Source organism: Aerococcus viridans, assembly GCF_002871935.1.
Classification (GTDB): domain Bacteria; phylum Bacillota; class Bacilli; order Lactobacillales; family Aerococcaceae; genus Aerococcus; species Aerococcus viridans_B.
Genome location: NZ_PNHQ01000029.1, coordinates 1 through 14,067, shown reverse-complemented (window position 1 = coordinate 14,067; position 14,067 = coordinate 1). Strand labels below are relative to the sequence as shown.

Sequence of the window (14,067 nt, the reverse complement as noted above, 5' to 3'; positions counted from 1 at the left end):
CTTTATTTTAGGATTTCATGGCCTTTTTGTATACCCAAAAATAGTGCTGGCGGAAATTCCTAAGAATTTCCCACCAACACTATTTATCATAGAACCGAACTTACTACAGAAGAATGAAGATACTAAAGATAAAATGAATAAGAGTTTGGAAGGAATTTCAAAAGAAAGTGTTAAGAAGATATGAGGGGGTACAGAGATATCAAATGACTGCCTATGAAGCTAACTTAAAGAACAAACTAATATGAATAAAAGGAATAGAGTGGTTGATTCGATCGAATTTAGCTACTATTTTTATGATTAAAAATAAGAATTATATGAACTTAAAAGCAAACAGAGATTTAAAGCAAGAAACTTATATTAATTACACCAATTTACATAATTTATCGATTTTAAAATATAAAAGGATTTTTAGGAGTGTAATTAATAGTGAGGATATTCATGGGGTAATTTTTTTTAATAGTGTTTATGATTTTTCGAGCAAAAAGTTGATAAGTTTCTCTGAGGGTAGAAATTCATTAGTTCGAATAAAGTTTCATATAAAGAATTTTTTCGTAATTATGTACGGGTCTAGTCCACATTTTTGTTTTATTCGGTCTACATAATGCAGTTCAAAAATTCAGCATTGGTAAATTATAATTAAAGCCATAATTTTTGTGTAAACTAAAGTATAAATATTTGGGAGGAGTAATAATGTTTATAGTAGATTTAATTTCTAACATTCTCATTGGAATTGGAGCTATTCTATTCTGGCTATTAGCAATTTGTTTTATTCCTGTGATAATAGTAAGTCTTGATGATAATTTAAAAGTTAAATACCGAAGCTTTGTTAATTTCTATAAGAAAACCTTTAAGTGGTTACTTTTAATATTTGGAGTCATTTTTGTTTATGTTATAATAATTTGGCTAGTTTCATTAACTATCGCTATTTTCGAGGGTGTGTTCCTCTTTTGGCTATAGTAACAGATTAGAAAACAAATAATTTCTCTTAAATTAGGGCAATTTATTGCACCAATTTAGGTCGCTATAACACTTTTGAATATTCAGATAGTTAATATCTAAGCATAGGTACATGAGTATCTGTGCTTTTTGTCTTCATCAACTTCAACTTAAGTGAAAATTGCGCATACAAAGTTACATAAAGTTTTAAAAATTCTTGCATGATCATTTTTTCTGATAAAAATTATAGCTTGATACCATTGACATAATAAAATAATGAGATAAAATAAAATTTGTATTAAAATAACATTAGAAGTAGGAGATTTCTATGAAGATTAAGAAGAGTTTTTTAGTAACGTTAGTTACGGCAACATTGCTAGCTGCTTGCGGTACAAATGGGGGAAATGCAAATTCAACTGGTGGAGAATCTAAGGCAGTAGTGAATTATGTAGCACCAACTGAAATTGCTACAATGGATTCAGTATTAGCAACTGATATGAATAGTGCAAACTATATTGGGCATGTCCAAGAAGGCTTATATTGGGAAAATGATAAGAATGAAATCCAACCTGCTTTAGCTGAATCCTTGCCTGAGGTATCAGAAGATGGTTTAGTGTATACAATCAAGATGCGTGAAGATGCAACATGGTCAAATGGCGATCAAATTACCGCGCATGATTTTGTATATGCCATTCAACGTTTAGCTAATCCGGATACTGCAGCTCCATATTCATATTTATTGGCTGACTTTGAAAATGCTGAGGGTGTTTTGAATGGTGATCAAGCAGTTGAAGAATTAGGGGTTGAAGCTTTAGATGACTATACTATAGAAATTCGGTTAGATACTCCGATACCTTACATTGAAAACTTATTAGCATTTACGCCATTGTATCCGCAAAATCAAAAATTTGTTGAAGAAGCTGGAGATGCATATGGTACAGACTCTGAGAATATTGTTTTCTCTGGACCATTTACGATGACTGACTGGGATGGTACAGGACTAACTTGGTCTTTAGTGAAAAATGAAGATTACTATAATGCTGATCAAATCGCCATTGACCAAGTTGATGTTCAAGTAATCAAAGAAATTTCAACAAATGTGAATTTATTTGAAGCTGGAGATGTTGATAATTCATTATTAACAGGGGAATTGGCGAAACAATATCTAAGTCACGAAGATGCTGTACAACAAACTAAAGCAAGAAACTACTGGGTTGCGTTCAACTATAATAACGAAGTCTTCCAAAATAAAAATCTACGTGAAGCGATTGACTATGCAATTAACAATGAAGAATTGGCAACCAATGTAATTGGTGATGGTTCTAACCCTGTTTCTACATTTGTTCCAGAAAACTTTATATTCAATCCAGAAACGGAAGAAGATTTCGTATCTGAGGTTGCTATTGAAGATAAGTATGATCCAGAAGAAGCTGCAAGACTGTGGGCAATTGCGCAAGATGAATTAGGTGTTGAAACGCTAAGCTTGAGCCTACTAGGTGATGATGATGAGAAGAGTAAAACAACTGCTGAATATATTCAAGGACAAGTAGCCAATAACCTACCTGGTGTAACATTGAATTTACAGAATGTACCTAAGAAAAATCGTCTTAGCCAAGAAGAGGCACGCGATTATGATTTAGTAATTACTGGTTGGGCCGCAGATTTTGCAGATGGTATTAATTTCTTCGAATTATTCGAAACAGATGGACCATATAATCGTGGTGATTACTCAAATGAAGCATATGATAAACAAATTACTGCTGCAAAAGGCGAGCATGCGAATGATCCAGTGGCAAGATGGTCCAACTTTGTTGAAGCGCAAGAAGTGTTAACTGAAGACGCTGCTTGGGTACCTTTATACCAAGAGGTTGAGACACAATTAAGAAATCCTAATCTAGAAGGCATAACTTTCAGAACAGTTGGGAACGAATTTGATCTACGAACAGCAAGTCTAACTGCTGAATAATAAATACAATAATTGAACAAGTGTCAAGACAACTGTTGATCAAATATCAACGGTTGTCTTTATTTATGAGCGAATAATGAAATTTTTATGAAAATAATGAGAAGAAAAGATTGACAACGGATTCAAAATCTAGTAAATTGTCTCCATGTTGTAATAAATATCTAATTAAGCTTTCTGCTTAAATATGGAGGTTGTTCTTATGGAAAGAAAAAGTTTATTAAAATCACTTGCAGTGATAGGTCTATCAGGTTTAGTGTTAGCGGCCTGTGGTAATGGAAGTGACAATTCAGGTTCAAATGGATCGGGCGAAAGTGAACAAGTATTGAGCTGGACGACAAGTTCTGAATTACCAACCATGGATACAACAATGGTAACCGATACAGTTTCATTCGACATGATGAATAATGTGAATGAAGGTTTATACCGTCAAAACCAAGATGGTGAGTATGAAGCTGGTGTGTTAGATGGTGAACCAGAAATTTCTGAAGATGGAACTGTATACACATACAAAATTAAAGAAGATGCTACATGGTCAAATGGGGACCCTGTAACAGCAAATGATTTTGTATTTGCATGGCAACGCTTAGTTGATCCTGATACAGCAGCACCTTATTCATATTTAGCTGATGGTATCATCCAAAATGCTACTGAAATCATCAGTGGCGAAATGGAACCTTCAGAATTAGGTGCTGTAGCTGTAGATGAAAAAACATTAGAAGTATCATATGCGAAACCAGTGCCATACTTAGAAGGCTTACTATCAATGGCACCGTTCTACCCGCTTAACCAAACATACGTGGAGGAACAAGGTGACAGTTATGCAACTAACTCAGATACAGTTTTATATAATGGACCATTTACCTTATCTGGTTGGGATGGTACAAACTTGAACTGGTCATTAGAGAAAAATGATAGCTACTGGGATGCAGATAATGTTCAGTTAGATACAGTTAAATACCAAGTATTAAAAGAAACATCAACAGCATTAAACTTATTTGATTCTGGAGAGATTGACTACACAACTGTTTCAGGTGAATATGTAGCTGCTCGTGAAGGTGATCCGAACATGGCTAATTCACCTGAATCATCAGTATTCTTTATTAAGATGAACCAAGAACGTAACGGTGAAGAAACACCATTAGCGAATACAAATATTCGTCGTGGTATCGCACAAGCAATCGATAAACAATCCTTTGCTGACCAAGTCTTACAAAATGGTTCACTACCTGCTGACTACTTAGTACCAGAAGGATTAGCAAGTAACCCATCAACAGATGTTGATTTCCGTGAAGATTCAAGTGAAGGTACAGGATTTGTTGACTATGATGTAGAGTCTGCACAAGAAGCATTCAATGCTGGTCTAGAAGAATTAGGTACAGATGCTATCACGCTTGAATTATTAGTAGATGATACTGAAAATGCGAAACGTTCTGCTGAATATATTCAAGGACAACTACAAACAAACCTACCAGGTTTACAAGTACAAATTGTTTCAGTTCCATTTAAGAACCGTGTAGCAGCTGATAATAGTCAAGACTATGATTTACAAATTTCTGGTTGGGGTGCTGACTATGCTGACCCAATTAACTACTTAGAATTATTTGTAACTGACGGTAACAACAACAACTCTGGCTACTCAAATGAAGAGTACGATGCATTAATTCAATCAGCTTCAGATGAAACTGAAGACTTAGATAAACGTTGGAATGATTTAGTAAAAGCTGAAACTTTAATTTTAGATGAAGCTGGTATTGCGCCACTATACCAACGCTATGGTGCTTACTTAGAACAACCATCTGTTGAAGGCGTTGTTCACCACCAAGTTGGTGCATCAACTTCATTCAAATGGGCTTCAAAAACAGCAGAATAAGTTTCTAGTGAGTATTCGTTGGAAGTAAAAACAACCCGCCAAATGGTGGGTTGTTTTTATTTCTGATATGTGAGGAATATTGACGTTATATGATAATTATGTTAAAATTTGTACTGCTTTTAATGAAAAATTCTAAGAGTATGGCTAGAATCTGATAAGCAATGAACTTGCCATCAGATCGATTTATACGCGTTTTAACCCGTGTATAGGTATAAATGCTAATATTAATGCACCTTAATACCGATATAGGCTTTAAGAGGTTGTATAATAGCTAAATTAAAGGTGGAATGATAGCACTACTTACTTCAAGTTAGGTAAGAAAAATAACATGATTATGTAAAAAAATATTTCATAGTAATGATAACTAGAATAATATTTATTAAATAGAGGGCGGACAATTTGGTCCACCCCTGTAGTTCTAAATGATATAGTAGGCGATTAGGAAGCTTAAACTTATTGCGAATAAGCAGCCACCAATTTTTAGAAAACCAATGTACCAATTACCAATCGATTGGGACAAAGTTTGTACATTTTTTTCTAACCCTTCATCATTTTTTGAATTATTTTGTGAGAAAACACTAGGTTTCCACTTGCGCCAGCTGTATTGAAACAGGTCAAAAGTCCCGTCTTTAAAGATTAATCCGAATAAACCTAGGATTAAGAAGGGGGCAGACAGGTAAAAATAGCTGTTGCTTAGGAATAATAAAGTGATACCATCTTGCAGAAAAATTGATATAATGAACGGTATCGTGGCAAAAAGCAAAAGGATGCTTTTCCAACGTTTATAAATCATTGATAGATCAAATCCTTTCAGAGATGTCAATAATTTAACACAATATAGGAGGTGAAGCAATTTGAAATCGTATTACAAATATTTACTTCGAAGAGTATTTTATATGTTCTTAACAATATTTCTGATTGCAACAATTACATTTTTCTTAATGAAACTACTTCCAGGTACACCATTCCAGAATGAGGATCGGTTATCAGCGGAGCAAATCATTATTATGAACGAACGTTATGGTTTAAATGATCCAGTAATCGTCCAATACGCACGTTACATGTTAGGTGTCTTTACAGGTGATTTAGGTGTATCCTTCCAATTCTCGAATACACCAGTTACTGAATTATTAAGTAGTCGTATTGGGCCATCGTTACAATTGGGTGGTCAAGCAATTATATTCGGTACATTATTTGGTATAGTATTAGGTGTAATTTCTGCTATGTATAAAAATACATGGATTGACTCAACAGCAACCTTTGTGGCCATTTTAGGACGTTCTATTCCTAACTTCGTTTTTGCTGTATTACTACAATTAGTATTTGCGGTTCAATTAGGTTGGTTCCCAATTGCATTATGGAATGGTTCTTTTGCAGCAACAGTATTACCAACCTTAGCTTTGGCAATTTCGCCATTAGCCGATTCAAGCCGATTCATCCGTACCGAGATGGTAGATGTTTTGAATTCAGACTATATTGAATTAGCTCGTGCTAAAGGTTTAAGCAAAACGGCTGTGGCATTTAAACATGGTGTACGTAATGCGTTAATTCCATTACTGACATTATTAGGGCCTTTAACAGTTGCTTTAATGACAGGTTCAATGGTAGTAGAAAATATCTACGCAATTCCTGGTATTGGTGAGCAGTTTGTGAAATCAATCCAAACAAATGACTATCCAACAATCATGGGTATTACAATTTTATATTCATTCATGTTAGTAGCTATGTTATTAATTGTTGATGTTTTATATGGTATCGTTGATCCACGTATTCGTGTAAGTAATGAAGGAGGGAAATAAGATGGCTGAAAATAATCAAACATATCAAAAAATTGCCGCTGAAAAATTCCGTCCTGCTAAACAACATGACCATATTGCTGAACGTGAGCAAATTGCTGGAGAATCACTAAACTTTCTTCAAGATTCATGGCGTCGATTAAAGAAAAATAAGGTAGCAATTGTGTCTTTAATCGTATTAATTATTGTCATTATATTAGCCATTTTAGCACCGGTAATTGCACCTGCTGATCCTAATGCTCAAAACGTTGCATTTGCCAATTTACCACCAAAAATTCCTGGATTAGAAAACTTGGCATGGTTTGATGGTAAGTCTGAAGTTGCAGGTACGGCTGTTGATCAATATGCAACTACCAATGTACCTGAAGGCGTATATTATTATTTAGGTACTGATGCTTTAGGACGAGACTTACTATCTCGTATCTTATACGGTACGCGTGTATCTTTATTTATTGGTATGATGGCCGCTTTATTTAACCTATTAATTGGAGTGCCTTATGGTATTATTTCAGGTTGGAATGGCGGTAGAATTGATAATATCATGATGCGTTTCTTGGAAATTCTTTCAGGAGTGCCAAACTTGGTTATCGTTATTCTAATGTTATTAGTATTACAACCAGGTATCATGTCAATTATTATCGCTCTAGCTATTACAGAGTGGATTTCGATGGCGCGTGTAATACGTGCGCAAACGATGAAAATTAAAAATCAAGAGTATATCTTGGCTGCCCGTTCTTTAGGTGAATCTCCATGGAAGATTTCCTTCCGTCATATCTTACCTAACTTGTCAGGTATTATAATTATCCAAACAGTATTCTCGATTCCGTCTGCGATTTTCTTCGAAGCGTTCTTGAGTTTCATCGGTTTAGGTATTCCAGCACCAAATGCTTCTTTAGGTACATTGATTAATGATGGATATAAGACATTTAGATTCTTACCTCATTTAATGTGGTACCCAGCGGGTGTAATCTGTATTGTGATGATTGCATTCAATATGTTAGCAAATGGTTTGCGTGATGCTCTAGATCCAAAAACGAATGATTAAGGAGTTGAGCAGAATTGAGTAATAAAACAGAAAACATTTTAGAAGTAAAAGATTTAGAAATTAATTTCAAAACGTATTCTGGTGATGTTCAAGCCATTCGTAAAGTAAACTTTGACTTGAAACATGGAGAAACGTTAGCAATCGTGGGTGAATCTGGTTCAGGTAAGTCTGTAACAGTTCGTACAATCATGCGTTTATTAGCTAATAATGCTGATATTAAAGGTGGAGAAATCCTTTTTAACGGTGAAGACTTATTGAAAAAGTCAGAAAAGGAAATGCAAGATATCCGTGGTAAAGATGTTGCCATGATCTTCCAAGATCCGATGACGTCATTAAATCCTACTATGATAATTGGTAAACAAATTGCTGAACCAATTATCTTGCATCAAGATAAATCTAAAAAAGAAGCATATGCGAGAGCAGAAGAACTACTAGAATTGGTTGGTATTCCTAACGCACATGAACGTATGGATCATTACCCACATCAATTTTCAGGTGGACAAAGACAACGTATCGTTATTGCAATTGCTTTGGCATGTAATCCGCGTATCTTAATTGCGGATGAGCCAACAACTGCGTTAGATGTGACTATTCAAGCGCAAATACTTGAATTGATGAAAGAATTACAAAATAAAATTGATACTTCAATCATTTTTATTACACATGACTTGGGTGTGGTAGCTAACGTTGCAGATCGTGTAGCTGTAATGTATGCAGGTAAAATTGTGGAATATGGTGACGTAGATGAAATCTTCTTTAATCCACAACATCCATATACATGGGGGTTAATCGGTTCAATGCCTACACTAGATATTGCTGGGAAATTGGTTTCAATTCCTGGTACACCACCAGACTTGTTAGACCCACCTAAAGGGGATGCCTTTGCACTACGCTCTGACTATGCGATGGAAATTGATTACGAGGAAGAACCGCCATTATTCCAAGTATCGTCTACCCATGCAGCAGCAACTTGGTTACTACACCCAGATGCTCCTGCCGTAGAAGCACCAGCTGAAATTCAACGACGTTATAAAATCTTTGAAAGTCTATCAAAAGGTATTATTCCTGAAGGTTATAATGATGGAGCGCCTCATGTAACATTAGATGAACATACTGAAGTCATCACATCTTCAGATCCTGAAGGTGTAATTACCACAGGTGAAGGGAATATGAAAGGAGATGATTCAATTGGCTAATGAGCAAGAACCGATCTTAAAAGTTAGAAATTTAAAACAATATTTTAATGAAGGATCAAAAGGTGAAGTACGTGCAATTGATGATATCTCTTTTGATATTTTAAAAGGAGAAACATTTGGTTTAGTAGGTGAGTCTGGTTCAGGAAAAACAACAACTGGGCGTGCGGTAATGCGACTTTACCAACCAACTTCAGGCGAAATTATTTTTGAAGGTAAAGATATTGCTTCATTAAAAAGTCGCCACGATATGTTGGACTTCCGTAAAGATATCCAAATGATCTTTCAAGATCCATATGCATCTTTAAACCCTCGTATGAAGGTTGAAGACATTATTGCTGAAGGACTTGAAATCCATGGCTTAGTCAAAAATAAAGCGGAACGTAAAGCGAGAGTTGCTGAATTATTAGAACAAGTAGGTTTGAACCCGCAACACGCTACACGTTACCCACATGAGTTCTCAGGTGGACAACGTCAACGTATTGGTATTGCACGTGCATTAGCAGTGGCACCAAAAATGATCGTGGCAGATGAGCCTATATCAGCGCTTGATGTGTCAATTCAAGCCCAAGTAGTAAATTTACTTGAAGAATTACAAGAAGACTTTGGTTTAACTTTCCTATTCATTGCCCATGACCTTTCGATGGTTAAATATATTTCTGATCGTATTGCAGTAATGTATATGGGTAAAATAGTTGAACTTGCTGATGCTGATGAATTGTATTACCACGGTTTGCATCCGTATACGAAAAGTCTTTTATCTGCAATTCCATTGCCAGATCCGATATATGAACGTAACCGTCAACGGATTACATATAACCATGAACCTTTCAAAGGGGATGAGCAAATGGTTGAAATAGCTCCAAATCACTTTGTATATTGTTCACCAAATGAAGTTGAATTATATAAAGAAATGCGTGCAAATCAAGATAAATAAACTTTTGAAAAAGGTGACTTCGGTTGCCTTTTTCTTTTGCTATAATTGTATGAAAAGATTACTTGTGGTAGAATAACAAGGACAATAAAACGGAGGGGTATCTTTTGTATAATATATTATTAACCATTCTGATTATTATCGCTTTTTTACTTATACTAGTAGTTGTTGCACAACCTTCAAAAGGCAATAGTGCAAGCAATCTAACTGGTGGAGGCGATGCAATGTTTGGTAAAAAGAAAAAAGCACGCGGATTTGAAGCTGTTTTAAATCGATTTACAATCATTTTAGGTGTTGCATTTATGGTGATTGCCTTACTATTAGCAAACTTATCTTCATGAAATTAGGGCGGTTCTAATATAGAGCCGCTATTTTTATGTCCTTTAGTTGAACAGACTAATGCAATTAATTGATTTAAATACGAATAAAACTTACAATGAAATAGCGAAGTCATTATATATAAATGATGATAATATACGAAGATTGAGAGTGGATTATTCATGCAAACAAAAATACCAGAACCGTTTTTCTTTGAAGGAGATGAAAGAGCGGTTATCCTTTTTCATGCATATACAGGAAGCGCTAACGATGTGCGCATGTTGGGGCGTCGTTTAAATAGAGAAGGCTATACTGTTTATGCACCGCATTTAACTGGTCATGCTACTATGGATGTTTTCGACCTAGTTAAAGAAGGTAACCCTGATGCTTGGTTACAAGATGGACAAAATGCTTATAATTTTATGATTGAAAAAGGTTATAAAAATATTGCTGTCTTTGGACTATCTTTAGGAGGATCAGTGGCTACTTCAGTCATTTTAAATAATCCAGCGATTGGTGGCGGTGTATTTAATTCTCCAATTGTAACAGACCAATCAATTATTGAATCGAATGTACCAACATCATTTATGACATATGCTAAGCAAGTACTAAAATATGCCGGGAAAACACAAGAAGAAATTAATCAAAGAGAAAACCAATTATCCAAACAATTACATGCTACACTTACTGGAATCCAAGCAATGAACCAAAAAATAAGAGAACGATTAGTTGAATTGAAAGTGCCTTTCTACATTGCCGCATCTGGTAAAGATGAATTAGTAGACCCGACAGCTGGTGGACAGTTAGCAGATACTATTACCACTGCGCCTGTTCATTTGAGCACCTTTAATTCAGCAACACATGTCATTACTGTCGGAAAGTATCATCATGAATTTGAAGATACAGTTATAGAATTTTTAACCAACCTAAATTGGGAGTGAAATAGTGAGTAGAAAAATAAATTATATGAAAAAAGAGCTGCTTGCCGAATTAGCAGATTCTTCAAAAAAATATACAGCACAGACATTAAGTCAAGCCTTGTCTTATGACCAGGCTGACGATTTTGCTGATTTGGTAAAAGCAATTGCACAATTAGAACAAGTAGGAGAGATCGCGATTACTAGTAACGGTACTTTGAGCCTAAAACAAAATAAACGCTATTATACTGGAGTTTTTACCCAAAATGCACGAGGATTCGGCTTTGTTAAAACTGACGAACTTGAAAAAGATATCTTTATTGGTAAGGGAAAAACGAACGGCGCATTACAAAATGATGAAGTGAAGGTAAAAGTTACTAAAGAAGCACACCTAGCGAATGATAAATCTGCAGAAGGGGAAATTGCTGAAGTACTCGTTCGACATACAACAAGATTAACAGGAGAGTTTACGCCTTTTAATGATCAAGATAAAGTTGATACTGGCTTTATAGGTAGCGTGAAACCACAGAACCATGGTTATGATAATTTAACTGCTTTAGTTAAGCCAGACGGATTACATCCAGTTGAAGGGGAAATTGTTGTTGTTGATTTAGTCGACTATCCAGACGATCAACATCCTTTCGCTGTTGCCGGCAACGTTATTCAACAAATTGGCCATAAAGATGAACCTGGTGTAGACATACTCGCAATCCTAAATATGTTTGAGATTCCACATGAGTTTTCTGAGGAAGTTTTAGCGCATGCGAATGAAGTGCCAGAATCAATATCGAATAATGACCTACAAGGCCGGAAAGACCACCGTGACCTATTAACGATTACAATTGACGGTGCAGATGCTAAAGACTTGGATGATGCCATATCATTGAGTATATTACCAAATGGCCATTATCAGCTTGGCGTGCATATTGCTGATGTCTCTTATTATGTGACAGAAGGTTCTCCTATGGATAAGGAAGCTTATGAACGTGGTACTTCAGTGTACCTTACTGACAGAGTAGTGCCCATGTTACCGCAACGACTTTCTAACGGAATTTGTTCATTACATCCAAATGTTGACCGTTTAACTATGTCAGCTATTATGGAAATTGATCATAATGGTGGTGTCATTAATTACGATATCCATCCGTCTATTATCCATTCTGATTACAGAATGACTTATAACGATGTGAATGCGATAATTACGGACAAAGATCAGGCATTGCGAGAAAAATATAGTGAAATTACTGATATGCTTGAGAATATGGCTAGCTTACACGAAATTCTATATAACAAACGTGTGAGCCGAGGAGCAATCGATTTTGATTCTCGTGAGGCAAAAATCCTTGTAGATGATGAAGGACATCCAACAGCAATTGAAGTGCGTGAGCGCGGGGTTGGTGAACAAATGATTGAATCGTTCATGTTATCAGCCAATGAAACAGTGGCTGGTCATTTTACAAAAAAAGTCCTTCCATTTATCTATCGTGTCCATGAGCAACCGGATGAAGATAGAATGCAAAGTTTCCTAGAATTTGTCACGGCTTTTGGTATTGTAGCCAAAGGGACTAAATCTTCCATTCGTCCAAAAGATATCCAAGATATCTTGCGTGAAGTTGAAGGGGAAACCTTCCAACCAGTTGTAGCAATGATGTTATTACGCTCTATGAAACAAGCTCATTACGATATTGAGCCCATTGGACATTATGGTTTAGCAGCGGAAGATTATACGCATTTTACTTCACCTATTCGACGGTATCCGGATTTAATTGTTCACCGTTTAATTCATTTTTATGAAGATCATGCGCGCCCTAATGCTGAAAAACAAGAAAAAATGAAGATAAAATTATCTGATATTGCAGAGCATTCATCCAAAATGGAACGTCGTAGTGTAGACGCTGAGCGTGAAACAGATAGTTTGAAGAAAACTGAATTTATGTTGGATAAAATTGGCATGGAGTTTGAAGGAATAATCTCTTCTGTAACAGGATTTGGATTGTTCGTTGAACTACCCAATACAGTAGAAGGTCTAGTGCATATTTCTATGCTAAAAGATGACTATTACAACTTTGTAGCAAGTCACTTAGTAATGATTGGTGAACGTACGGGTAAAACTTACCGTATTGGTGATAAAGTAACTGTTAAAGTTATCGATGTGAATACTGATACACGAGATATTGATTTTATCATTGTAAAAAGCGAAGATAACGTTGAATCATCTGCATTACTACGTCAAAATACACGTAAAGGTGGACGGGGGAATAATAAAGGCCGTAAAGGTAATAATAGAAGTCGTAGACGTCAGCAAGAAAAACAAAAAGACGGTAGTCCTAAACGTAGTGAGAAGTCTGCTTCTGATAAACCTTATAAGAAGAAACAAAAGCATACCGGTAAAACAGGCCATAAAAAGAAAAAATCGAATAAAAAAAATAAAAAAGCAAATCAAAAACGTAGCTTTGTTATTCGTCAAAGTAAGCGTAAATAATTGATTTGTAGAATTAGAAGGTGACTAAATGGCAAAAAGCAGGAAAGTACAAAAGGATGATAATGTTGTTGCCCGTAATCGAAAAGCCAATCATGACTATACGATTTTAGATACGATTGAGTGTGGTGTGGTCTTAAAAGGAACAGAAATTAAGTCTGTTCGCCAGTCTCGTTTAAATTTAAAAGACGGTTTCGCTAGAATTGAGCGAGGTGAAGTGTGGATGTACAATGTTCATATATCTGAATTTGAACAAGGTAACATGTTTAACCATGATCCAATTCGTCCACGTAAACTTTTATTAAAGAAATCAGAGATTAATAAATTATTAAAAGAGACACAAAGGGAAGGTCATACCTTAGTGCCACTAAAAGTTTATATCAAGCGTGGCTATGCAAAAGTATTGCTCGGCATAGCTGAAGGTAAGAAAAAATATGATAAACGTCGTGCTTTAAAAGAAAAAGATATGAAGCGAGAAGCGCAACGGGCTCTAAAAATGTAAGTATAAGCATACCCATATTAAAACGGCTCTTCGTCAAATCGGACTGATGAGAATAATTTCCAAGTAATCATTGATTGCTTGGTTTTTTTATTTATCATTCATTTCCATTAT

The 14,067-nt window shown here is 35.5% G+C and carries 13 protein-coding genes; 12 read left to right on the top strand and 1 reads right to left on the bottom strand.

From position 1 onward, the window contains the following. The 4 genes from CJ191_RS09200 to CJ191_RS08585 all read left to right on the top strand — a co-directional run. Nucleotides 1–184: hypothetical protein (locus CJ191_RS09200; protein ID WP_219721564.1), on the top strand; the 184-nt coding region annotated here is incomplete at its 5' end. 506 nt (nt 185–690) lie between these two features. Beyond that, complete coding sequence (locus tag CJ191_RS08595; protein WP_070466997.1) at nt 691–957, top strand: hypothetical protein; 267 nt, start codon at nt 691–693, stop codon at nt 955–957. Between the two features lie 307 nt (nt 958–1,264). Beyond that, complete coding sequence (locus CJ191_RS08590; protein WP_070466998.1) at nt 1,265–2,902, top strand: peptide ABC transporter substrate-binding protein; 1,638 nt, start codon at nt 1,265–1,267, stop codon at nt 2,900–2,902. 199 nt (nt 2,903–3,101) lie between these two features. Continuing rightward, nucleotides 3,102–4,772, top strand: coding sequence for a peptide ABC transporter substrate-binding protein (locus tag CJ191_RS08585; protein WP_070466999.1), 1,671 nt, complete (start codon nt 3,102–3,104; stop codon nt 4,770–4,772). Between the two features lie 418 nt (nt 4,773–5,190). Here CJ191_RS08585 and CJ191_RS08580 read toward each other — a convergent pair whose 3' ends face one another. Beyond that, the gene (locus CJ191_RS08580; RefSeq protein WP_070467001.1) at nt 5,191–5,565 is read right to left on the bottom strand and encodes a DUF3899 domain-containing protein; all 375 of its coding nucleotides are present in this window, start codon (nt 5,563–5,565) and stop codon (nt 5,191–5,193) included. Between the two features lie 61 nt (nt 5,566–5,626). Between CJ191_RS08580 and opp3b the strand changes: the two genes are divergently transcribed. The 8 genes from opp3b to smpB all read left to right on the top strand — a co-directional run bounded on the left by opp3b (nt 5,627) and on the right by smpB (nt 13,956). Next, nucleotides 5,627–6,571, top strand: coding sequence for an oligopeptide ABC transporter permease (opp3b, locus tag CJ191_RS08575; RefSeq protein ID WP_070467002.1), 945 nt, complete (start codon nt 5,627–5,629; stop codon nt 6,569–6,571). Nucleotide 6,572: 1 nt separating this feature from the next. Then, nucleotides 6,573–7,613 carry an oligopeptide ABC transporter permease gene (gene opp3C / locus CJ191_RS08570; protein WP_102199520.1) on the top strand — a complete coding sequence of 347 codons (1,041 nt, stop codon included), beginning with the start codon at nt 6,573–6,575 and terminating at the stop codon, nt 7,611–7,613. 14 nt (nt 7,614–7,627) lie between these two features. Next, nucleotides 7,628–8,809, top strand: coding sequence for an ABC transporter ATP-binding protein (locus CJ191_RS08565; protein ID WP_102199519.1), 1,182 nt, complete (start codon nt 7,628–7,630; stop codon nt 8,807–8,809). Next, on the top strand, nt 8,802–9,743 hold the full coding sequence (locus tag CJ191_RS08560) for an ABC transporter ATP-binding protein (RefSeq protein WP_102199518.1): 942 nt from the start codon (nt 8,802–8,804) through the stop codon (nt 9,741–9,743). The genes CJ191_RS08565 and CJ191_RS08560 overlap by 8 nt, the downstream gene beginning before the upstream one ends. A gap of 104 nt (nt 9,744–9,847) precedes the next feature. Continuing rightward, nucleotides 9,848–10,081, top strand: a complete 234-nt coding sequence (gene secG / locus CJ191_RS08555) for a preprotein translocase subunit SecG (RefSeq protein ID WP_003143098.1) — start codon at nt 9,848–9,850, stop codon at nt 10,079–10,081. A 159-nt stretch (nt 10,082–10,240) separates the two neighbouring features. Beyond that, a complete protein-coding gene (locus CJ191_RS08550) occupies nt 10,241–10,999 on the top strand; it encodes an alpha/beta hydrolase (RefSeq protein WP_102199517.1) in 759 nt (252 codons plus the stop codon). A gap of 4 nt (nt 11,000–11,003) precedes the next feature. Next, nucleotides 11,004–13,457 carry a ribonuclease R gene (gene rnr, locus CJ191_RS08545; protein ID WP_070467010.1) on the top strand — a complete coding sequence of 818 codons (2,454 nt, stop codon included), beginning with the start codon at nt 11,004–11,006 and terminating at the stop codon, nt 13,455–13,457. A 28-nt stretch (nt 13,458–13,485) separates the two neighbouring features. Next, nucleotides 13,486–13,956: an SsrA-binding protein SmpB gene (gene smpB, locus CJ191_RS08540; RefSeq protein WP_070467012.1), complete on the top strand. Its 471-nt coding sequence runs from the start codon at nt 13,486–13,488 to the stop codon at nt 13,954–13,956. Nucleotides 13,957–14,067 lie beyond the last annotated feature (111 nt).